The organism is Stenotrophomonas sp. 115C5 (genome assembly GCF_056861055.1).
Genome location: NZ_JBSPUQ010000005.1, coordinates 75,499 through 95,479, shown reverse-complemented (window position 1 = coordinate 95,479; position 19,981 = coordinate 75,499). Strand labels below are relative to the sequence as shown.

Sequence of the window (19,981 nt, the reverse complement as noted above, 5' to 3'; positions counted from 1 at the left end):
CGTGCCAACCAAGGTTGGCACCTACCACGGCAGGTGATGTGTCGATCGCAGCGGAGATCCGTCGGTAGTGCCGGCCGCTGGCCGGCAACCCTTCCCGGTTACAGCGGCGGCATCGCCTGCAGGTCGCCGTCGACCAGTTCGATCGCCATCACTACCGCGTCCTCGCGGCCCTGTGCGGCCGGGTAGTAACGCGGGCGGCGGCCGATCTCGTTGAAGCCTTCGCTGTGGTACAGCGCCAGCGCCGGCGTGTTGGACGGACGCACTTCCAGGAACACCCGCTGCGCACCCCGGTCGCCGGCCAGCTGTACCAGCGCGCGCAACAGCTGGCGTCCGAGCCCACGCGACTGCGTCAGCGGGTCGATGCAGACGTTCAGCACATGGGCCTCGTCGGCCGCGATGCTGAGCACGCCATAGCCGATCAACTGGCCATCGCGCTCCATGGCCAGGCCTGGATAACCCGCACGCAGGCAGTCAACGAAGATGCCGCGGGTCCAGGGAAACGGATAGCCGCGTACTTCAATCGCCATCACCGCGTTGAGGTCGCTCTCGCGCAGCGCACGCAGGCTGACCGCACCGGGCTGGCTGACCGCACTCATGGCGTGCCCCGCTTGCGCAGGGCGCGCAGCTGCGGCCACAGCGCGCGCTTGGCGGCCGGGTCCTGGCGCAGCTGGTCCAGCGGCCAGCTGTCCATCAGCGCCTGCGTGGCCGGATCGTTGGGGTTGCAGCCGGACGCGCGCAGCAAGGCGATCTGCAGGCGATCCGGCAGCCGCACCACCGGCTGCCGGGCATTGCCGCCGGGCAGCGGGCGGGCAGCGGCGGGCGCGGTGTCCGGTGCGCTGACCGGGGTCTCGCGACGCGGCGGTGCCGGGCGCTCCTGGCGGGAAACCGGTGTGGCCGCAGCCAGAGGCTCGCGCGCGGGTGCGGTGGGTGCCCGCGCCTGCTCCACCGCTGGCGCGGCAGCCGCCTCGGCTTCGGCCACGCTCAGCTGCAGCGCGGCATCCAGCTCGGCGGCCAGCTGGCCGTCGTGATAAACGGTGTAGCCCATGGCCTGCAGCCAGGCCTGCTGGGCCGGTGACCACAGCACGGGCAGGTCCTGACTCACGCGGCCTCGGGCTTCTTGCGCAGGCGCTGCACGGCCCACATCACCGGGCCGGACAAGGCGTACAGGATGCCCACCGCGAACAGCACGCGCGGCAGATCGATGACCGCGATGGCGATGGCCACCGGTACCAGCGCCAGCACCAGGAACGGCACGCGGTCGGAACGGGTACCCTTGGCGCCGCCGCCCTTGAAGCTCCAGAAGCGGATGCGGCTGACCATCAGCAGCGCCGCAACGATCGTCACCGCCAGCGCCACGTAGCGCAGCTGGTTGCCGTCCCAGCCCAGGTTGCCATCGGCAAAGGCCCAGACGAAGGACATCATCAAGCCAGCCGCGGCCGGGCTGGCCAGGCCGACGAACCAGCGCTTGTCGACCACTGCCACCTGGGTATTGAAGCGGGCCAGGCGCAGCGCCGCGCAGGCGGCATACAGGAAGGCCACGGCCCAGCCGACGCGGCCGAGCAGCGGGTCATCGAACTTCAGCCACGACAGCGACCAGTGGTACATCACCAGTGCCGGGGCCATGCCGAAGCTGACCAGGTCGGCCAGCGAGTCGTACTGCACGCCGAATTCGCTGCTGGTACCGGTCAGGCGCGCCACGCGCCCATCCAGGCCATCCATCACCGCTGCCACGAACACGGCGATGCTGGCGTTGACGAAGTCCCCGTTGGCCGCGGCGATGATCGCGTAGAAGCCGGCAAACAGGCCGGCGGTGGTGAACAGGTTGGGCAGCAGGTAAATCGTGCGCGAACGCGGCGGCGGTGTGATCGGGTCCATGGAATCCAGTTTAATCGACTTGCCAGTGCTCGGCGCCAATGCTGCAATCGGCGTTCTACGCCCATTCCGTGGAGTTTGCCATGCGTGCCCTGTCCTGCCTTGGATGCCTGCTGCTGTTGGCCAGTGCCAACGTCGTGGCTGGCCCGGTCTATAAATGGAAGGACGCCAATGGCGTGACCCAGTATTCGGAGACCCCTCCGGCGGGCAGGAAATTCGAGACCCGGGCGCAGGCGCGCAGCCCACAGGCTGCGGCCAGCGCCGAGACCCCGGCCGCACCGGTGCCCGAGCAGTGCAGCACAGCCCGGGCCAACCTGGCCCTGCTGGACGGTGGCGGCCAGGTGATGCAGGACACCGATGGCGATGGCAAGGCCGATACCCCGTTGGCTCCGGAACAGCGCAGCGCGCAGAAGGGGTTGGCGGAGGCCGCCATCAAGGCTTACTGCCCGGCAGAGTGAGGGTATCGGCAGGGCTTGCAGCCCTGCACCTGCTTCAAGCAACGGCAACGTCAAACGCCAAAGCGGCTTCCTGAGGGATGGCGGGGCACTGTGGGTTTGCGGGGACGCCGTAAACCCATCCCTGGGGGCTTGGTCGCCGCATCCATGCGGCTCACACCCCGCAAACCCACAGTGCCCCGCCTTCGACAGTTGGCCGGTGGCCAGTAGATCCACGCCATGCGTGGATGAAATCTGTCAGATATCGAATTGAATCCGGGGTCAGATCCGTTTTCCTGCGGAAAACGGATCTGACCCCAATGGCTTTCCGACAGATCGCGGAAAACTGTCGAAGGCGGGGTGGGTCCGGTTGCGGGGGCGTGAGCGCCATGGATGGCGCGACCGAGCCTACAGGGACGTATTTACGGCGTCTCCCGCAACCGGACCCACCCCGCCATCCCACGTATAGCCCGCTGTTGCTGTTGCTGTTGACGTTGCTTGAGGCGGGTGCAGGGCGCAGCCCTGCCGATACCCCTCCCCCCGGCCGGGCTGGCAGAATAGGCGTCTCTGCCGTTATCCGAAGCCGACGATGCGCCTCTCCCAGTTCCACCTGCACACCACCAAGGAAACCCCCAGCGACGCCGAGCTCACCAGCCATCGGCTGATGCTGCGCGCGGGCATGATCCGCAAGCTGGCATCGGGCCTGTACACCTGGTCGCCGCTGGGCCTGCGCGTGCTGCGCAAGGTCGAGCGCATCGTGCGCGAGGAAATGGACCGTGCCGGGGCCGTGGAATTCCAGATCCCGACCATCCAGCCGAAGGAACTATGGGAGCAGACCGGCCGCTGGCAGAAGTTCGGCCCGCAGCTGCTGAAGATCAAGGACCGCAAGGACCAGGTGTTCTGCTACAGCCCGACCGCCGAAGAAGCCGCCTGCGACTTCGCTCGCGCTGAGCTGTCCAGCTACAAGCAGCTGCCGGTGAACTTCTACCAGGTGCAGACCAAGTTCCGCGACGAGATCCGCCCGCGTTTCGGCGTGATGCGTTCGCGCGAGTTCCTGATGAAGGATGCCTATTCGTTCCACCTGCACGATGAGTGCCTGGTGCGCGAATACGAGAACATGAAGTCGGCCTATAGCCGCATCTTCACCCGCCTCGGCCTGGACTTCCGCATGGTGCAGGCCGACTCCGGTGCGATCGGCGGTGATGCGTCGCAGGAATTCCACGTGATCGCCGATTCCGGCGAAGACGCGCTGGTGTTCTCCACCGGTTCGGACTACGCGGCCAACATGGAAGCGGCGATCGCCGCCGATCCGGCACCGCGCGCGGCCGCCAGCGAAGCCATGCGCAAGGTCGACACCCCTACCCAGAAGACCTGCGAGGATGTCGCGGCACTGCTCGGCATCGACCTGCAGCGCACGGTGAAGTCGGTGGCGCTGATCGCTGGCGAAGGCAAGGCACAGCAGTTCGTGCTGGTGCTGGTGCGCGGCGACCATGAGGTCAACGAGATCAAGCTGGCCAAGGTTGCCGGCCTGGACGAACAGCGCTTTGCCAGCGAGGCGGAAATCGCCGAGTACCTGGGCAGCGTGCCGGGCTTCCTCGGCCCGGTCGCTCCGGCCAAGGCCATCCGCGTGGTGGCTGATCGCGAAGTGGCGGCGATGTCCGACTTCGTCGTCGGCGCCAACGAAGCCGGTTTCCATCTGGCCGGCGTCAACTGGGGCCGCGACCTGCCGGAACCGGAAGTGGCCGACATCCGCAACGTGCGTGCCGGTGACCGCGCGCTGGACGGTGGCGAACTGAAGATCGCCCGTGGCATCGAAGTCGGCCACGTGTTCCAGCTGGGCCGCAAGTACGCCGAAGCGCTGGATGCCACGGTGCTGGACGAGAACGGCAAGGCGGCGGTGATGGCGATGGGCTGCTATGGCATCGGTATCTCGCGCGTTGTGGCTGCCGCGATCGAACAGAACCATGACGATGCCGGCATCATCTGGCCGGACGCGATGGCGCCGTGGCAGGTGGTGGTGTGCGTGATCAACCCGAAGGGCGACGCCGCCGTGGCCGACGCCGCGGCCAACCTGCTGCAGGAGCTGCGCGATGCGGGCCTGGACGCGGCACTCGACGACCGTGGCCTGCGCCCGGGCGCGATGTTCGCCGACATGGAACTGATCGGCATCCCGCACCGCGTGGTGGTCAGCGAACGGGGCCTGGCCTCCGGTACCTACGAGTACCGCTCGCGCCGCGCCAGCGAAGCGGAAAGCCTGGACAAGGCCACCCTGCTGCAGCGCCTGCAGGGTTGATCAGGAAAAGACCGGGGCATGCCCCGGTCTTTTTTTACCTGACGCCCATTTGAGCAATATTGCAGCGGACATAATCCGGTCAAAATCGACGCAATGCAGCCGGGATGCTGCCAGGCCATGACCCGTCTGCATTTGTGCTGGGATTAATTCATCTTTATTCTGTCCCGCGACGCCATGGACTGGCTCGTCCCGTCCACTTATTAGTTTCCGGAGTAACCGTAAATGAGCATTGACCTGACCGGCCTGTCGGCACGCGAGCTGGGCGCCCTGATCCGTACCGCCAAGAAACAGCAGACCATCGTCGCCAAGCGCCGGCCGATCACCAAGGTCCGGGCACAGCTGACCAAGCTGGCCAAGACCGAGGGTTACACCATCGAGGAACTGTTCGGCGACGCCCCGGCCCCGCGCGCGCGCAAGGTGGCCAAGGTCGCCAAGGCACCGTCGAAGACCGCTGGCCGCAAGCTGGGCAAGGTTGCCCCGAAGTACCGCAACCCGGCCAACCCCAAGGAAACCTGGACCGGCCGTGGCAAGCAGCCGCGCTGGATGGCCGAGCTGACCGCCAAGGGCAACAAGAAGCCGGAAGATTTCCTGATCAAGAAGGCCTGAGGCCGGATCGGGATGCAATGAAAAACGCCGGCGAAAGCCGGCGTTTTTCATTCTTCGGTGTGTGGACCAACGGTCCACACCTACAGGGTTTTGCGAGCGGGCATCAGCAGGTTGCCGAACAGCAGGCCGGCGACCAGGGCCATCACCACGTTGAGCACGGTGAGGAACACGCTCTGGCCGGCACCCACGTCCTGCTGCTGGACCAGGGTCAGCACGCCGCGCAGGCTGGTGCTGCCTGGCACCATCATGATGATGCCAGGCAGGCGGATGATCGCACCCGGGCGGCCCACCAGGCGGCCGAACAGATTGCCACCGGCGGTCAGCAGCATCGCCGACAGGAAGATGCCGGCCGGCGCGCCCCAGGCGTGGCCACCGAACTTGGAGATCGCATATCCGGCCACCGAGGCGGCGATCACCCACGGGTAATCGCGGCGGTTGGCCTTGAACAGCATCGCGAAGGCGAACGCCGCGGTCAGCAGCGAGCCCCACTCCACCCAAGGCCCCTGCGGCCGCGCCGCGCGGATCACCGGGTCGAGGCCGAGCACGTCGGCCAGGGTCACCGCGATCATCGCGCCGACACTGAGTTTCATGATGGTGGTCAGCGCACCGGCGAAGCGCGCGGTCCCCGACACCCAGTGCTGGCTGGCCAGTTCATTGACCGCATTGGTCAGCGACATGCCCGGCAGCAGCACCACCAGCGAGGCGATGATCACTGTGTTGAGGTTGAGCGCGCCGATGAAGGACGCGACCAGGGTGGCGACCAGGCCGGCCAGCAGCGCGGCCAGTGCCTCGGCGGCTTCGCGGGTTGCCGGGCGACGGTCGGTGACCATGCCGAGCAGGCCGATCATCAGGCCGATGACACCGGCGGTGGCGATGTCCAGCCACGGCAGCTTCCACATGCCGGCCACGCCGGCCGCGCCGAGGGTGAACGAAAGGATGGTGCGCAGCTTGCCGCGCCGGCCCGGATCCTTGTCCAGCTGGCGCAATGCGGTGTGGCCCTGGGCAATGCTCATCCGCCCATTGGCCACTTCCTCGGCGATATGGTCGGCGACGCTGAGCTTGTGCAGGTCGTTCTCGCCGGGCGCCAGGCGGATCACGCGGGTGATGTCACTGGAGCCGATCGCCTGCGCCGGGTCGCTGAAGCTGAGGATGATACCGGTGGGATTCGACCACGGTTCACAATCCAGATCGAGCTGGCGGGCCAGTGCCACCACCGCCGTTTCCAGGCGCTGGGCCGTTGTGCCATAGCTGTGCAGGCGTCCGGCGATCTCGGAAACGAAGGCCACGCGCTGCGCGTAGCTGGCCTGGGGCGTGGGGATCGTGTGAGCGTCTGCGGACATGCGCCGTAGTATTACCTAGGCTGGGCCCTACCGGAGAAATTCATCCGAGTTCGACGCGAAGCCCAATACAGAACGGTTATGCTGCGACCCGAATGGCCCAAGTGACCCCGAACCACGCCCCCCAGCTCGAACAGGATGCCCATGACCCGGGCGTGATCCACCTGTCCGGCACCTGGACCTTGAAGACCGCGCTGGCCGCGGCCGAAGTCCTGCGCGGCGTTCCCGACACGCTGACCGGCATCGATGCCACCGCCATCGAGAAGATGGATTCGGCCGGCGTGCTGCAGGTGCTGCGCGTGGCCCATCGCGCCGACCTCGGCGAGGACGCACTGAAGTTCCGCCCGGATCACCAGGCGCTGGTGTGCACCATCGAGGAAGTGGCCGACGACCGGCCCAAGCCCAAGCGCGATTTCGGTGTGCTGGCGGCACTGGAACGGCTGGGTGTCAGCGTCCATGCCACCGGCCACAACATCAAGGCGCTGTGCAGCTTCCTCGGCGAGAACCTGGCCAAGGCGGCGCGCCTGGTCAAGGAACCCCGCCGCTTCCGGATGACCGCCACCGTGCACCAGATGGAGCAGGTCGGGCTGGACGCGGTACCGCTGGTAGCGCTGCTGTCCTATCTGGTTGGCGCGGTGATCGCCTTCCTCGGCTCGACCATCCTGCGCGACTTCGGCGCCGAGATCTACGTGGTCGAACTGGTCAACATCGCCTTCCTGCGTGAGTTCGCGGTACTGCTGACCGCGATCGTGCTGGCCGGCCGCACCGCCAGCGCCTTCACCGCACAGATCGGTGCGATGAAAGCGCGAGAGGAAATCGATGCGATGCGCACCCTGGGCCTGGATCCGATCGACCTGCTGGTGCTGCCACGGCTGCTGGCGCTGCTGGTCACCCTGCCGCTGCTGACCTTCATTGCAATGATCGCCGGCCTGGCCGGCGGCATCACCGTCGGTGCGTTCGACCTCGACATCCCGCCGCAGATGTACATCGCGCGCATGCACGAGACGATGGAAGTGCGGCACATGCTGGTCGGCCTGTCGAAGGCGCCGGTGTTCGCGCTGGTGATCGGCCTGATCGGCTGCCTGGAAGGCCTGAAGGTGGAAGGCACGGCGCAGTCGGTGGGCGAACGCACCACCTCCAGCGTGGTGCAGACCATCTCGCTGGTGATCATCATCGACGCCTTCGCGGCGTTGTGGTTCATGCACATGGACTGGTGACATGAGCACGCATCCGATGCCCGACGACATTCCCATGCAGGACGACGACGGCCACGACCTGGCCATCCGCGTGCGCGGGCTGGTCAACCGCTTCGGCAGCCAGACCGTGCATGAAGACCTGGACCTGGACGTGCGCCGCGGCGAGATCCTCGGCGTGGTCGGCGGTTCGGGCACCGGCAAATCGGTGCTGATGCGCTCGATCCTCGGCCTGCGCGTGCCCGACGAAGGGCAGATCGAGGTGCTCGGCCGCGACGCGCGCGCCGACGATGCCGAAAGCCGCCTGCACATCGAGCGCAACACCGGCGTGCTGTTTCAGGACGGTGCGTTGTTTTCGTCGCTGACCGTAGGCGAGAACGTGCAGGTGCCGTTGAAGGAGCACCACCGCGAACTGCCCGAGCGCTGGCATTACGAACTGGCGCTGCTGAAGGTAAAGCTGGCCGGCCTGCCCGCCGATGCGATCAACAAACTGCCCTCCCAGTTGTCCGGCGGCATGCGCAAGCGCGCCGGCCTAGCCCGCGCGCTGGCACTGGACCCGCCACTGCTGTTCCTGGATGAACCGACCGCCGGGCTCGACCCGATCGGCGCGGCCGCCTTCGACCGCCTGATCAAGACCCTGCAGGAAGCACTGGGGTTGACCGTGTTCCTGATCACCCACGACCTGGACACGCTGTACGCGATCTGCGACCGGGTGGCGGTGATCGCCGACCGAAAAGTGGTGGCCAACGCGCCACTGCCGGACATCGAGAAACTGGATCATCCGTGGATCCAGGAATACTTCCACGGACCGCGTGCGCGTGCCGCGCGCGGCGAACAGATCGAGAGTGCCTGAGCCATGGAAACCAAAGCCAACTACGTGCTGATCGGCGCGTTCACCCTGATCACCGGCCTGGCCCTGCTGGCCTTCGGCCTGTGGGCGGCCAAGTACTCCTCCGACCGTACCTGGCAGGAATACCGCGTGGTGTTCCGCGAGGCAGTAACCGGCCTGTCGGTGGGCAGCCCGGTGCAGTACAACGGCATCGCGGTGGGTTCGATCATCGAACTGAACCTGGTGCCGGACGACCCGCGCCAGGTGGTCGCACGCATCCGCCTGAACTCGACCACCCCGGTCAAGACCGATACCCGTGCCAAGCTGGCGATCACCAGCCTGACCGGCCCGTCGATCATCCAGCTCAGCGGTGGTACGCCGCAGTCGCCGGCACTGACCACGGTCAACAAGGACCCGGCGCCGATCATTCCGACCACGCCGTCGGCGCTGCAGAACATCACCGATGTGGCCAACCGCATCGTCGAGCGCATGGACCAGATCCTCAGCGACCGCAACGTGGCCTCGATCAACGCGACGCTGGCCAACCTGGAAACGATCAGCGGCGGCCTGGCCGACCGTGACCAGGGCACACAGGCGCTGCTGCTCAGCGCGCGCGATGCCGCCCGCAGCCTGGACACCACGCTGAAGACCACCAACGGCACCATCGAGCGCCTGGACAGGAACCTGGTGCAACAGCTGCCGGGCATCATCGACAAGCTCGACGGCACCCTGGCCAAGCTTGATTCGGCCGCCGGCAACGCCGACTCGATCCTTGGCGAGAACCGTGCCGCGATCAACAGCTTCGCCAACGATGGCCTCGGCCAGCTCGGCCCGACGCTGACCGAGCTGCGCGGCCTGATCCGCGATCTGCGCAGGGTCAGCGACCGCCTCGAGAACAACCCCGCGCGCTACCTGCTGGGCCGCGACGCACCGAAGGAGTTCGAACCCAAATGAGCCCGCCCCCCCTTCCGCGCCTGCTGCTGGCCGCTTCGATGGTCACCCTGCTGGGCGGCTGCTCCATCCTTGGCAGCAGCGAGAAAACCGCAGTGACGCTGTACTCGCCCTCGGTGCAGGTCAAGGCCGACCCGGCGTGGCCGCAGGCCAGCTGGCAGCTGGTACTGGCCAAGCCCAGCGCCGCGCGCATGGTCGACAGCCCGCGTATCAATGTGCGGCCGATGCCGTCGCAGCTGGAGATCTACAAGGGAGCCAGCTGGGCACAGCCGGCCACCGACATGATCGAGGACACCCTGCTGCGCGGCTTCGAGGACTCCGGCCGCATCCGCGGCGTGGCCCGCAGCACCGCCGGCATCCGCGCCGACTACAAGCTGTCCACCGACGTGCGCCGCTTCGAATCGGATTACCAGGGACAGGCCACGCCGACCGTGGTGATCGAGGTCAACGCCAAGCTGATCCATGTGGCCGACCAGCGCGTGGTCGCCGACCGTACCTTCCGTCAGGCGCAGCCGGTCGGCAGTACCGACGTGCCGGCGGTGACCGCCGCCTTCGAACGTGGCCTGCAGCAGCTGGCACAGGAGATGGTGGGCTGGACGCTGACAAGCGGGCAGGCCGATCAGCCGACCGTCGCGCGCTGACCGATCAGCGTGGCGTAATCCAGCGGAACGTCAGGTTGATCCGTTCACCCTGCACCCGTGCCATCTTCGGCAGCGCGTGCTGGTAGAACCGCTGTGTCTGCCCCGCCATCACCAGCAGATCGCCATGGCCGAGCAGGTACTCGGCCTTCCGCGCCGGGTCATCGCGCCGGCGCAGCAGGAAGCGGCGCGCCACGCCCAGGCTCAGCGAAGCAATCACCGGGGCCGGCCCCAGCTCCGGCTCGTCATCGCTGTGCCAGCCCATGTAGTCGCCGCCGCCGCGATAGCGGTTCAGCAGCACGCTGTTGAAGCGGCCGAAGCCTTCCGCCTGCAGGCGCTCGCGCATGGTCTGCAACGCGGGTGGCCACGGGTGCGGAACGAATTCAGCCCCGGAATAGCGGTAGCGCGCCTGCGGATCGCCGATCCAGCAACTCAGCCGCGGCGAATCCACCCAGTTGCCGAACATGCGGATGCGATGGACCTCCCAGCGGACTTCGGCCTGCAGGGCGGACAGGAGCCGGTCGGCATCGGCCGCGGCCAGCCAGCCCGGCAGGTGCTGGACGTCGGCATCGGGCAGGTCGTGGGGGAACAGCATGGCCACACGCTAGCACGCCGGTGTTTGCCGTCATGGCAGCCAGCACCGAAAATGGCGCCATGACCGTTTCCCACATGCCGACGCCGTCCGATTGCCGCCTTTCGTGGGACCCCGCCCCATGAGCGTGCGCCAGTCGCTGTTTCCGTTGCTGCGCGCCGTGTTCCGGGCCTTGCCGCTGCCACAGGCGCAGCGTGACCGGTTGCGCACCCGGCTGTTGGCGCGGCACGGCGACTGGGTACCGCCGCCACCCAAGGGCCAGCAGGACGAGGGGGGCACGCGCGCCAGCGCCCAGCTGCGCTGGCGTGCCGACGAGCAGGCGATCGGCCACGTGCCATGGCGTGAGGCGACCTTGCCGTCTCCTTTGCCGGCAACGCTGGTCGCGTTCTACCTGCCGCAGTTCCACACCTTCCCCGAGAATGACGCCTGGTGGGGCAAGGGCTTTACCGAATGGCGCAACGTAACCCGCGCGCTGCCGCAGTTCGAGGGCCACATCCAGCCCCGCCTGCCGGCAGACCTGGGCTTCTACGACCTGCGCAACCCTCAGGTGATGCGGGACCAGGCGCGCCTCGCAGCTGAGTACGGCATCGGCGCGTTCTGCTTCTATTACTACTGGTTCAGCGGCCGCACCCTGATGGAGGATCCGCTGCACCAGTGGCTGGCCGACGACAGCATCGACCTGCCGTTCTGCCTGTGCTGGGCCAACGAGAACTGGGCACGACGCTGGGATGGCCGCGACGAGGACATCCTGATCGGCCAGCAGCACAGCGCCGAGGACGATCTGGCCTTCATCGCGCATGTCGCGCCCTACCTGCGCGACCGCCGTGCCTTGAAGGTCGAGGGCCGGCCGATGCTGCTGGTCTATCGCCCGCACCTGCTGCCCGACGCCCGGGCGACCGCCGAACGTTGGCGCCGCTGGTGCCGCGACAATGGCGTCGGCGAGATCCACCTGGCGTACGTGCAGGGCTTCGAGCGCCCGGATCCACGCGACATCGGGTTCGATGCGGCAGTAGAGTTCCCGCCGAACATGAGCAACCCGCGTTCGTTGTCGGCGCAGCAGTGGCTGCTCAATCCGGCCTTCAATGGCGATGTACGCGACTGGCGCGAACTGGCTGCAGAAATCGCAGCCCGCCCGCTGCCGGACTATCCGCTTTACCCGGGCGTGAACCCGGGCTGGGACAACGAAGCGCGCCGCTCCGGCCGGGGCCGCGTCTACCTGCATGCATCCCCACGCGGCTACCGGGACTGGCTGCGTACCACGATCCATGAACGCCTGGCCCCGGCGCCAGCGAGCCAGCGGATGGTGTTCATCAACGCTTGGAACGAATGGGCAGAGGGCGCCGTGCTGGAACCGGATGCACGGCTGGGTCATGCCTGGCTGCAAGCCACCCGCGATGCACTCGTGCCTGCTCCGGCACTGCTTCGGAAACCGGCAGTGCATCTCCATGCCTGGTATCTGGAAACGCTGCCGGACGTCCTGTCCGCGCTGCGCGAAGCGGCACTGGACTGGACAATCGTGGTGACCACCCCGGCACACCAGGCGGAGCCGGTGCGGCAGGCCCTGGTGGCGCATGGGCTCGAGGGTGAGGTCGTCGCCGTGGACAACCATGGGCGTGACATTCTTCCGTTCCTGGAGGTCGCCGAAGGGCTGCTGCAGACCGGCCACGATGTAGTACTGAAGCTGCACACGAAGCGTTCAACGCATCGCGCCGATGGCGACCAGTGGCGCCAGGAACTCCTGCAACGGCTGGTGCAGGGCGGACGTGCCGCGCGCATCCATGCCGCGTTCCAGGCCGATCCAGGGTTGGGCATGGTGGTGGCCGAAGGGCACCTGCTGCCGGTCGCCGATTTTGTCGGTGGCAATGGTCCCGCATTGGCGCGGCTGCAGGCCCGGCTGGGACTGGAAACGCCGGTGGACGCCAGCCGTTTTGGTGCAGGCAGCATGGGTTGGTGGCGGCTGCAGGCCCTGCGCCCGTTGCTGGACGCGCATCTGCATCGCAGCGCGTTCGAGGACGAGCAGGGCCAGATCGATGGAACGCTGGCCCATGCCATTGAACGTGTGCTGGGCGCCTGCTGCGAACACGCCGGACTGCGCGTCACGACAGCCGCAGCGTGCCTCGGTGAGGCCGACCCGGAGGCCGGCAGCAACGAATACGCTTACGCCCGACGCAGTTGAGGGCGGAGGGGGCACCGCGCGCCCCTTCCACCCATCGTTCAGCCGCGCTGGAACGCCACGCCGGTCTTTTCCTTCAGCTCGTCATCACTGACGCCCGGCGCCGCTTCCGCCAGCAACAGGCCCTTGTCGGTGACGTCGAACACGGCCAGATCGGTGATGATGCGGTCGACCACACCCACGCCGGTCAGCGGCAGCGTGCATTCGGTCAGGATCTTGTGCTCGCCGTTCTTGGCGGTGTGCTCCATCAGCACCACCACGCGCTGCACGCCGGCCACCAGATCCATCGCGCCGCCCATGCCCTTGACCATCTTGCCGGGCACCATCCAGTTGGCCAGGTCGCCCTTGTCGGTGACCTGCATGGCGCCGAGGATGGCCAGGTTGACGTGACCACCACGAATCATCGCGAAGCTGTCGTGGCTGCCGAAGTAGCTGGCACCGGCACGCGCGGTGACGGTCTGCTTGCCGGCATTGATCAGGTCGGCGTCCACTTCGGCGTCGGTCGGGAACGGACCGATACCGAGCAGGCCGTTCTCCGACTGCAGCCACACATCCACCCCTTCGGGGATATGGTTGGCGACTAGGGTCGGCAGGCCGATGCCCAGGTTCACGTACGCACCATCGGTCAGTTCGCGGGCGGCACGCGCCGCCATCTCATCGCGGGTCCACGCCATGTCAGTTGCCCTCCGCGCGGATGGTGCGCTGTTCGATACGCTTTTCAGGATGCGGGTTGTGCACGATGCGGTGTACGTAGATGCCCGGCAGGTGCACCTGGTCCGGATCAATGGCGCCGACTGGCACCACCTCCTCCACTTCCACGATGCAGACCTTGCCGGCCATCGCGCAGGCCGGATTGAAGTTGCGCGCGGTCTTGCGGAACACCAGGTTGCCCGCTTCATCAGCCTTCCACGCCTTGACCAGCGCCACGTCGGCGCGCAGCGCGGTTTCCATCACGTAGTGCTTGCCGTCGAACTCGCGGGTTTCCTTTCCTTCAGCCACCACCGTGCCGTAGCCGGTGGCGGTGAAGAACGCCGGAATGCCCGCACCGCCGGCGCGCAGGCGCTCGGCCAGGGTGCCCTGCGGGTTGAACTCCAGCTCGAGCTCGCCGGCCAGGAACTGCCGCTCGAATTCCTTGTTCTCGCCCACGTAGGACGAAATCATCTTCTTGATCTGCCGGGTTTCCAGCAGCTGGCCCAGGCCGAAACCATCAACGCCGGCATTGTTGGAGATCACGGTCAGGCCCTTGGCACCACTGTCGCGCAGCGCGGCGATCAATGCCTCGGGAATGCCACACAGGCCGAAGCCGCCCACGGCCAGCGTCTGGCCATCGGCGACCACCCCTTGCAGGGCCTCCGCCGCACTGGCGAAGCGCTTGCTGCGCTTGCCGGTGGAAGTCGATTGCTGCATTGCTGTACTACCCTGCACGTTGAGGATGACCGCATTCTAGCTGGAGGGCGGCGAAGGGCCTGGATGCGCCGCAGCATTGCACGGGCATCGCACAGGGTTCCGTAGAATGCCGGGTTCCCCTGCCAATGGCCGGCCCCGTGCCCGCCCCACCCTCGTTGATGGCCCATACCTACACCGAAGAAGACCTGCTCCGCTGGATGGAAGGCCGGACGCTGGAAATGAGTGACCATGGCCTGTCGGAAGTCCACAGCATGCGTCTGTTCGGTGACATTCTGGTCGCTGAGGTAAAGATCCCGGCCAAGTACTCCTACCGGGTGGAGATCGACCTGGCCGCCAGCCTTCGCCATCCGCGCAGCCTGCTGCGCAACCGGTGTTCCTGCCTGCTCGGCCACGACTGCATGCACGTGGCGGCTGTGCTGGCGCAGATGCTGCAGCAGATCGACCATACGCCCCCCATGCCCGACGACAGCAGCACGCTGCCAACGTTGCTGATCCGTTCGATGACGCCCGTCCTGCGCCTGCACACGGTCGAGTTCCGTCCGCCGTGGCTCGGCCCCCGCGACCCTTCGCAATGGGCCGATATCGCGACCGTGGCCTTCGAATACGACGAGCACGTGCGGTTCCTGGATGATCCGAGCCTGTTCGCACACGATCCGGAGGGCCAGCTCGCCCTGCTGCCCCGCGACCTGGTTGAGGAGTCACGGCGCGAGGCCGAGCTGCGCACGGTGGGACTGCATCGCGACACGGAGCCACGGGCGCCATTGGACGGCGCAGGCCCGCAGTTCCAGCTGCGCACCCATGACTGGACACGGTTCCTGCTGGACGACGTGCCGCGCCTGGAAGCCCTGGGCTGGAAAGTGGAGACGGACGACGATTTCCGCCATCGCATCACCCGGGTGGATGAGATCGGCCTGGACATCCAGACCGACCCGGCGGATGCGGGCTGGTTCAACCTGGGCCTGGACATCCAGGTGGAAGGCCGCAACGTGTCGATGGTTCCGCTGCTGCAGCAGGTGCTGCAGTCCGATCCCCGCTGGATGCGTGGCCAGCTGGACGCCATCGGCGATGACGAGAACATCCTGTTGATGGCAGGCGACAGCACCCGCCTGGCACTGCGGGCCGCTCGATTGAAGCCGATCATGGCGCTGTTGGCGGACCTGTTCGCCCAGCGTGGCGCGCCGCTGCGCTTGTCAGCGCTTGACCGTGGCCGCCTGCAGGCGCTGCGGGACACGGCGCGCCTGCAGTTCCGGGGGCGCAAGGACACCCAGGCGCTAGTGCAGCGCCTGATGCAGGCACCCGCACTGGGTGAAGTGCCGCCACCGACGGGGCTGGTGGCGACGCTGCGTCCCTATCAGCGTGAAGGCCTGTCGTGGTTGCAGTACCTGCGCCAGCAGGGTCTGGGCGGCGTGCTGGCCGATGACATGGGGCTGGGCAAGACCCTGCAGACACTGGCGCATCTGCTGCTCGAGAAGGAAAGTGGCCGCCTGGACCGGCCGGCGCTGCTGGTGGTGCCGACCTCGCTGTTGCACAACTGGCAGAGCGAAGCCGCACGCTTCACCCCTGGCCTGCGGGTGCTGCCCCTGCACGGACCGACGCGCGAAGCATTGTTCGAGGCGATTCCCGAGCATGATCTTGTGCTGACCACGTATCCCCTGCTGTGGCGCGACGAGCAGGCGCTGCAGGCACATGCCTACCATCTGCTGATTCTGGATGAAGCCCAGCAGGTGAAGAATCCGAAGTCACGTGCGGCCATTACCCTGCGCACGCTGCAGGCCCGCCATCGCCTGTGCCTGACCGGCACGCCACTGGAGAACCATCTGGGCGAGCTGTGGACGCAGTTCGACTTCCTGCTGCCCGGCCTGCTCGGCAGCGAGAAGCAGTTCAACCAGCATTGGCGCCATCCGATCGAACGTGGCAGCGACCACCGTCGCGCCACGTTGCTGGCGCAGCGTCTGCGTCCCTTCATCCTGCGCCGGCGCAAGGACCAGGTCGCGTCAGAGCTTCCGCCCAAGACCCTCATTACCCGTGCGGTGGACATGGAGGGCGGCCAGCGTGATCTCTATGAAACCGTGCGTGCCGCGATGGAGAAGCAGGTGCGCGAGGCCATCAGCGGCAGCGGGCTGGCGCGCAGCCATATCGTGGTGCTGGATGCCTTGCTGAAGCTGCGCCAGGTCTGCTGCGATCCGCGCCTGCTGCCGGGCGACGCCCCGGCACGCAATGCCGGCTCGGCCAAGCTGGAGCTGCTGCGCGACATGCTGCCGTCGATGGTCGAGGAAGGCCGGCGGGTCCTGGTGTTCTCGCAGTTCACCGGCATGCTGGCACTGATCGCGCAGGCGCTGGAGGAGCTCGGGCTGGCCTATGTGACGCTGACCGGCGACACCCAGGATCGGGTCACACCGGTGCAGCGCTTCATGCAGGGCGAGGTGCCGGTGTTCCTGATCAGCCTGAAGGCAGGTGGCGTCGGGTTGAACCTGACCGCCGCCGACACCGTCATCCACTTCGACCCCTGGTGGAACCCGGCGGCCGAAAACCAGGCCAGTGACCGCGCCCATCGCATCGGCCAGCAGCAGCCGGTGTTCGTTTACCGACTGATCGCTGCAGGCAGCATTGAAGAACGGATCGCCGAGCTGCAGGAACGCAAGGCCACGCTGGCCGACTCGATTCTCGAAGGCGGCGGCGCTACGGGGCCGCGCTTCAGCGAGGAAGACGTGCAGGCGCTGCTGGCGCCGTTGCCGGGCCTGCCCGGCAAACGTTCCCGTAAAGCGGGCAAACGGTCGACGCGAGCCTGACCCCCGAACGCCAGTCAGGTGGCGTTCCCCGATGGAAACGATTCCCATACGGGACTGGGACTACAATTGGGGGCTGAGCTCACAAAGGATCTGATCGATGCCCCTGCCCGCCTTCAAGGCCTACGATATCCGCGGCCGTGTGCCGGAAGAACTGAACGAAGACCTGGCCCGCCGCATCGGCGTCGCCCTGGCCGCACAGCTCGCTCCCGGTCCGGTGGTCCTCGGCCACGATGTGCGCCTGACCAGCCCGGCGCTGCAGGATGCGCTGGCCGCAGGCCTGCGTGGTACCGGCCGCGAGGTGATCGACATCGGCCTGTGCGGCACCGAAGAGGTCTACTTCCAGACCGATCACCTCGGTGCGGCCGGCGGCGTGATGGTGACCGCCAGCCACAACCCGATGGACTACAACGGGATGAAGCTGGTCAAGGAGAATGCCCGTCCGATCAGCTCCGATACCGGCCTGTTCGCGATTTCCGACGCGGTCGCCGTCGATACGTCCGAGGCCCAGCCGCCGCGCGCCGGGCAGACCGCCCAGCATGACAAGAGCGCCTACATCCAGCACCTGCTCAGCTATGTCGATGCCAGCAAGCTCACGCCGCTGAAGCTGGTGGTGAATGCCGGCAACGGCGGCGCGGGCGCCATCGTCGACCTGCTGGCACCGCACCTGCCGTTCGAGTTCATCCGCATCTGCCACGAACCCGACGGCAACTTCCCCAACGGCATTCCCAACCCGCTGCTGCCGGAAAACCGTGCCGCCACTGCCGACGCCGTGCGCGAGCACGGTGCTGACTTCGGCATCGCCTGGGACGGCGACTTTGATCGCTGCTTCTTCTTCGATCACACCGGCCGCTTCATCGAGGGCTATTACCTGGTCGGCCTGCTGGCCAAGGCCATCCTCGCGCGCAATCCCGGCGGCAAGGTCGTGCATGACCCGCGCCTGGTCTGGAACACCGTGGAGATGGTGGAGCAGGCGGGCGGCGTACCGGTGCTGTGCAAGAGCGGCCATGCCTTCATCAAGGAAAAGATGCGCGCCGAGGATGCGGTGTATGGCGGTGAGATGAGCGCCCACCACTACTTCCGCGAATTCGCCTATGCCGACTCCGGCATGATCCCGTGGCTGCTGATCGCCCAGCTGATTTCCGAAAGCGGCCGCTCGCTGGCCGACTGGGTCGAAGACCGCATGGCGGCCTATCCGTGCAGTGGCGAGATCAACTTCAAGGTGGCCGATGCCAAGGCCGCTGTGGCCCGCGTCATGGCGCACTTCGCGGCGCAAGCGCCGGTACTGGACCACACCGACGGCATCAGTGCCGACTTCGGCGACTGGCGCTTCAACCTGCGCAGCTCCAACACCGAGCCGCTACTGCGCCTGAACGTAGAAGCCCGCGGCGACGCAGCGCTGATGCAGGCCCGCACCGACGAAATCTCCCGTCTCATCCAGCAGTAATCAAGGAAGATCATGAGCAACATCCAGCCTGTCATCCTCTCCGGTGGTTCCGGTACCCGCCTGTGGCCGCTTTCGCGCGAGGCGTATCCGAAGCAGTTCCTGCCGTTGGCCAGCGAGCTGACGATGCTGCAGGCCACCTGGCAGCGCGTCGCTCCCATCGCCGCGCATGGCCCGCTGGTGATCGCCAACGAGGAGCACCGCTTCGTCGCTGCCGAGCAGTTGCAGCAGGTCGGCGCCGAGCCGGCTGGCATCATCCTGGAGCCGGTTGGCCGCAATACGGCGCCGGCGATCGCGGTCGCAGCCCTGGAGGCCACCCGCGATGGCGCCGATGCGCTGCTGCTGGTGCTGCCCTCGGACCATGTGATCACCGATGAGGCCGCGTTCCGCGCTGTCGTGCAGGCTGCAGCCAGCGCTGCCGAGGCCGGCAAGCTGGTGACCTTCGGCATCGTGCCGAGCGGTCCGGAAACCGGCTACGGCTATATCAAGGCCGCCGATGGGCAGGGCCTGCGTGCGGTCGAGCGCTTTGTCGAAAAGCCCGACCTTGAGACCGCCACCGGTTACGTCAGCAGCGGCCAGTATTACTGGAACAGCGGCATGTTCCTGTTCAAGGCCTCGCGCTACCTGCAGGAACTGAAGCACTTCCAGCCCGACATGCTGGCCGGCAGCCGCCAGGCCTGGCAGCAGGCCCGTCGCGATTCGGATTTCACCCGTCTGGACAAGGACGCCTTCGCTGCGGTTCCTTCCGACTCCATCGACTACGCGGTAATGGAAAAAACCGCAGACGCCGTGGTGATTCCGCTGGACGCCGGCTGGAACGATGTCGGCTCGTGGACAGCCCTGCGCGATGTCTCGCAGCAGGACGGTGATGGCAATGCGCATCAGGGTGATGTGATCGCCATCGACTGCCGCAACACCTATGCCTATGCACAGCGTCTGGTAGCACTGGTCGGCCTGGATGATGTGATCGTGGTCGAGACGGACGATGCAGTGCTGGTCGGCAAGGCCGATCGCATGCAGGAGGTCAAGACCGTGGTGGCGCAGCTGAAAGCCGAAGGCCGCAGCGAGGCCACCTGGCATCGCAAGGTCTACCGCCCGTGGGGCGCCTACGATTCAATCGATAACGGCGAGCGTTTCCAGGTCAAGCGCATCACGGTCAAGCCCGGCGGCACGCTCAGCCTGCAGATGCATCACCATCGCGCCGAGCACTGGATCGTGGTCAGCGGCACCGCTGAAGTGACCCGCGGCGACGAAGTGATCCTGCTCAGCGAGAACCAGAGCACCTACATTCCGCTGGGTGTGACCCATCGCCTGCGCAATCCGGGCAAGCTGCCGCTGGAACTGATCGAAGTGCAGTCGGGCAGCTACCTGGGCGAGGATGACATCGTGCGCTTCGAGGACACGTACGGGCGCAGTTGAGCCGACG

General features: G+C 66.9%; 18 protein-coding genes. 11 read left to right on the top strand and 7 right to left on the bottom strand.

The genetic code is table 11. The features are described from left to right. Positions 1 to 98: 98 nt before the first annotated feature. Genes rimI through pssA form a run of 3 tightly spaced genes read right to left on the bottom strand, consistent with a single transcriptional unit; the run spans position 99 to position 1,875 of the window. Complete coding sequence (rimI, locus tag AC13FN_RS08670) at positions 99 to 596, bottom strand: ribosomal protein S18-alanine N-acetyltransferase (protein ID WP_197645244.1); 498 nt, start codon at positions 594 to 596, stop codon at positions 99 to 101. After that, on the bottom strand, positions 593 to 1,102 hold the full coding sequence (locus tag AC13FN_RS08665; protein ID WP_043403295.1) for a hypothetical protein: 510 nt from the start codon (positions 1,100 to 1,102) through the stop codon (positions 593 to 595). Before AC13FN_RS08665 ends, rimI begins: the two co-directional genes overlap by 4 nt. Further along, positions 1,099 to 1,875 carry a CDP-diacylglycerol--serine O-phosphatidyltransferase gene (pssA, locus tag AC13FN_RS08660; protein ID WP_005408007.1) on the bottom strand — a complete coding sequence of 259 codons (777 nt, stop codon included), beginning with the start codon at positions 1,873 to 1,875 and terminating at the stop codon, positions 1,099 to 1,101. Before pssA ends, AC13FN_RS08665 begins: the two co-directional genes overlap by 4 nt. A gap of 80 nt (positions 1,876 to 1,955) precedes the next feature. Between pssA and AC13FN_RS08655 the strand changes: the two genes are divergently transcribed. From AC13FN_RS08655 to AC13FN_RS08645, 3 genes are all read left to right on the top strand, one after another. Further along, positions 1,956 to 2,330, top strand: a complete 375-nt coding sequence (locus AC13FN_RS08655; protein ID WP_029379706.1) for a DUF4124 domain-containing protein — start codon at positions 1,956 to 1,958, stop codon at positions 2,328 to 2,330. A 565-nt stretch (positions 2,331 to 2,895) separates the two neighbouring features. Beyond that, positions 2,896 to 4,599 (top strand): proline--tRNA ligase, encoded by a 1,704-nt coding sequence (locus tag AC13FN_RS08650; RefSeq protein ID WP_482984638.1) that lies wholly within the window; start codon positions 2,896 to 2,898, stop codon positions 4,597 to 4,599. 222 nt (positions 4,600 to 4,821) lie between these two features. Continuing rightward, complete coding sequence (locus tag AC13FN_RS08645; RefSeq protein WP_005415203.1) at positions 4,822 to 5,205, top strand: H-NS histone family protein; 384 nt, start codon at positions 4,822 to 4,824, stop codon at positions 5,203 to 5,205. Positions 5,206 to 5,285: 80 nt separating this feature from the next. On the opposite strand, the gene AC13FN_RS08640 is transcribed toward AC13FN_RS08645, so the two are convergent. Next, a complete protein-coding gene (locus AC13FN_RS08640) occupies positions 5,286 to 6,545 on the bottom strand; it encodes a threonine/serine exporter family protein (RefSeq protein ID WP_010480697.1) in 1,260 nt (419 codons plus the stop codon). Positions 6,546 to 6,637: 92 nt separating this feature from the next. Here AC13FN_RS08640 and AC13FN_RS08635 point away from each other — a divergent pair, with 92 nt between their 5' ends. The 4 genes from AC13FN_RS08635 to AC13FN_RS08620 are packed head-to-tail and all read left to right on the top strand — an operon-like array spanning position 6,638 to position 10,156. Then, positions 6,638 to 7,759, top strand: a complete 1,122-nt coding sequence (locus tag AC13FN_RS08635; protein WP_049434970.1) for an ABC transporter permease — start codon at positions 6,638 to 6,640, stop codon at positions 7,757 to 7,759. Position 7,760: 1 nt separating this feature from the next. Further along, on the top strand, positions 7,761 to 8,588 hold the full coding sequence (locus AC13FN_RS08630) for an ABC transporter ATP-binding protein (protein WP_217015081.1): 828 nt from the start codon (positions 7,761 to 7,763) through the stop codon (positions 8,586 to 8,588). A gap of 3 nt (positions 8,589 to 8,591) precedes the next feature. Further along, positions 8,592 to 9,518 (top strand): MlaD family protein, encoded by a 927-nt coding sequence (locus AC13FN_RS08625; RefSeq protein ID WP_005408000.1) that lies wholly within the window; start codon positions 8,592 to 8,594, stop codon positions 9,516 to 9,518. Further along, positions 9,515 to 10,156: an ABC-type transport auxiliary lipoprotein family protein gene (locus tag AC13FN_RS08620; RefSeq protein ID WP_482984639.1), complete on the top strand. Its 642-nt coding sequence runs from the start codon at positions 9,515 to 9,517 to the stop codon at positions 10,154 to 10,156. The genes AC13FN_RS08625 and AC13FN_RS08620 overlap by 4 nt, the downstream gene beginning before the upstream one ends. Before the next feature lie 4 nt (positions 10,157 to 10,160). Here the strand turns inward: AC13FN_RS08620 and AC13FN_RS08615 are convergent, their stop codons facing one another. Continuing rightward, entirely contained in the window at positions 10,161 to 10,748 is a 588-nt protein-coding gene (locus AC13FN_RS08615) for an alpha-ketoglutarate-dependent dioxygenase AlkB family protein (RefSeq protein ID WP_482984640.1), read from the bottom strand. 118 nt (positions 10,749 to 10,866) lie between these two features. Here AC13FN_RS08615 and AC13FN_RS08610 point away from each other — a divergent pair, with 118 nt between their 5' ends. Then, entirely contained in the window at positions 10,867 to 12,921 is a 2,055-nt protein-coding gene (locus AC13FN_RS08610) for a glycoside hydrolase family 99-like domain-containing protein (RefSeq protein WP_478415641.1), read from the top strand. Between the two features lie 38 nt (positions 12,922 to 12,959). On the opposite strand, the gene AC13FN_RS08605 is transcribed toward AC13FN_RS08610, so the two are convergent. Beyond that, entirely contained in the window at positions 12,960 to 13,592 is a 633-nt protein-coding gene (locus AC13FN_RS08605; protein ID WP_049434965.1) for a CoA transferase subunit B, read from the bottom strand. Position 13,593: 1 nt separating this feature from the next. Beyond that, positions 13,594 to 14,325, bottom strand: a complete 732-nt coding sequence (locus AC13FN_RS08600; protein WP_049434964.1) for a CoA transferase subunit A — start codon at positions 14,323 to 14,325, stop codon at positions 13,594 to 13,596. A 158-nt stretch (positions 14,326 to 14,483) separates the two neighbouring features. Here AC13FN_RS08600 and AC13FN_RS08595 point away from each other — a divergent pair, with 158 nt between their 5' ends. The 3 genes from AC13FN_RS08595 to AC13FN_RS08585 all read left to right on the top strand — a co-directional run bounded on the left by AC13FN_RS08595 (position 14,484) and on the right by AC13FN_RS08585 (position 19,974). Next, positions 14,484 to 17,114, top strand: a complete 2,631-nt coding sequence (locus tag AC13FN_RS08595; protein WP_049434963.1) for a DEAD/DEAH box helicase — start codon at positions 14,484 to 14,486, stop codon at positions 17,112 to 17,114. 97 nt (positions 17,115 to 17,211) lie between these two features. Then, positions 17,212 to 18,558 (top strand): phosphohexomutase domain-containing protein, encoded by a 1,347-nt coding sequence (locus tag AC13FN_RS08590; protein WP_217015071.1) that lies wholly within the window; start codon positions 17,212 to 17,214, stop codon positions 18,556 to 18,558. A 12-nt stretch (positions 18,559 to 18,570) separates the two neighbouring features. Then, positions 18,571 to 19,974 carry a mannose-1-phosphate guanylyltransferase/mannose-6-phosphate isomerase gene (locus tag AC13FN_RS08585; protein ID WP_482984641.1) on the top strand — a complete coding sequence of 468 codons (1,404 nt, stop codon included), beginning with the start codon at positions 18,571 to 18,573 and terminating at the stop codon, positions 19,972 to 19,974. Positions 19,975 to 19,981 lie beyond the last annotated feature (7 nt).

Excerpts from the sequence above, each read along its gene's own strand:
- rimI (WP_197645244.1), bottom strand. The coding sequence starts at position 596 with ATGAGTGCGGTCAGCCAGCCCGGTGCGGTCAGCCTGCGTGCGCTGCGC.
- pssA (WP_005408007.1), bottom strand. The coding sequence starts at position 1,875 with ATGGACCCGATCACACCGCCGCCGCGTTCGCGCACGATTTACCTGCTG.
- AC13FN_RS08655 (WP_029379706.1), top strand. The coding sequence starts at position 1,956 with ATGCGTGCCCTGTCCTGCCTTGGATGCCTGCTGCTGTTGGCCAGTGCC.
- AC13FN_RS08650 (WP_482984638.1), top strand. The coding sequence starts at position 2,896 with ATGCGCCTCTCCCAGTTCCACCTGCACACCACCAAGGAAACCCCCAGC.
- AC13FN_RS08645 (WP_005415203.1), top strand. The coding sequence starts at position 4,822 with ATGAGCATTGACCTGACCGGCCTGTCGGCACGCGAGCTGGGCGCCCTG.
- AC13FN_RS08640 (WP_010480697.1), bottom strand. The coding sequence starts at position 6,545 with ATGTCCGCAGACGCTCACACGATCCCCACGCCCCAGGCCAGCTACGCG.
- AC13FN_RS08635 (WP_049434970.1), top strand. The coding sequence starts at position 6,638 with ATGGCCCAAGTGACCCCGAACCACGCCCCCCAGCTCGAACAGGATGCC.
- AC13FN_RS08630 (WP_217015081.1), top strand. The coding sequence starts at position 7,761 with ATGAGCACGCATCCGATGCCCGACGACATTCCCATGCAGGACGACGAC.
- AC13FN_RS08625 (WP_005408000.1), top strand. The coding sequence starts at position 8,592 with ATGGAAACCAAAGCCAACTACGTGCTGATCGGCGCGTTCACCCTGATC.
- AC13FN_RS08620 (WP_482984639.1), top strand. The coding sequence starts at position 9,515 with ATGAGCCCGCCCCCCCTTCCGCGCCTGCTGCTGGCCGCTTCGATGGTC.
- AC13FN_RS08615 (WP_482984640.1), bottom strand. The coding sequence starts at position 10,748 with ATGCTGTTCCCCCACGACCTGCCCGATGCCGACGTCCAGCACCTGCCG.
- AC13FN_RS08610 (WP_478415641.1), top strand. The coding sequence starts at position 10,867 with ATGAGCGTGCGCCAGTCGCTGTTTCCGTTGCTGCGCGCCGTGTTCCGG.
- AC13FN_RS08605 (WP_049434965.1), bottom strand. The coding sequence starts at position 13,592 with ATGGCGTGGACCCGCGATGAGATGGCGGCGCGTGCCGCCCGCGAACTG.
- AC13FN_RS08600 (WP_049434964.1), bottom strand. The coding sequence starts at position 14,325 with ATGCAGCAATCGACTTCCACCGGCAAGCGCAGCAAGCGCTTCGCCAGT.
- AC13FN_RS08595 (WP_049434963.1), top strand. The coding sequence starts at position 14,484 with ATGGCCCATACCTACACCGAAGAAGACCTGCTCCGCTGGATGGAAGGC.
- AC13FN_RS08590 (WP_217015071.1), top strand. The coding sequence starts at position 17,212 with ATGCCCCTGCCCGCCTTCAAGGCCTACGATATCCGCGGCCGTGTGCCG.
- AC13FN_RS08585 (WP_482984641.1), top strand. The coding sequence starts at position 18,571 with ATGAGCAACATCCAGCCTGTCATCCTCTCCGGTGGTTCCGGTACCCGC.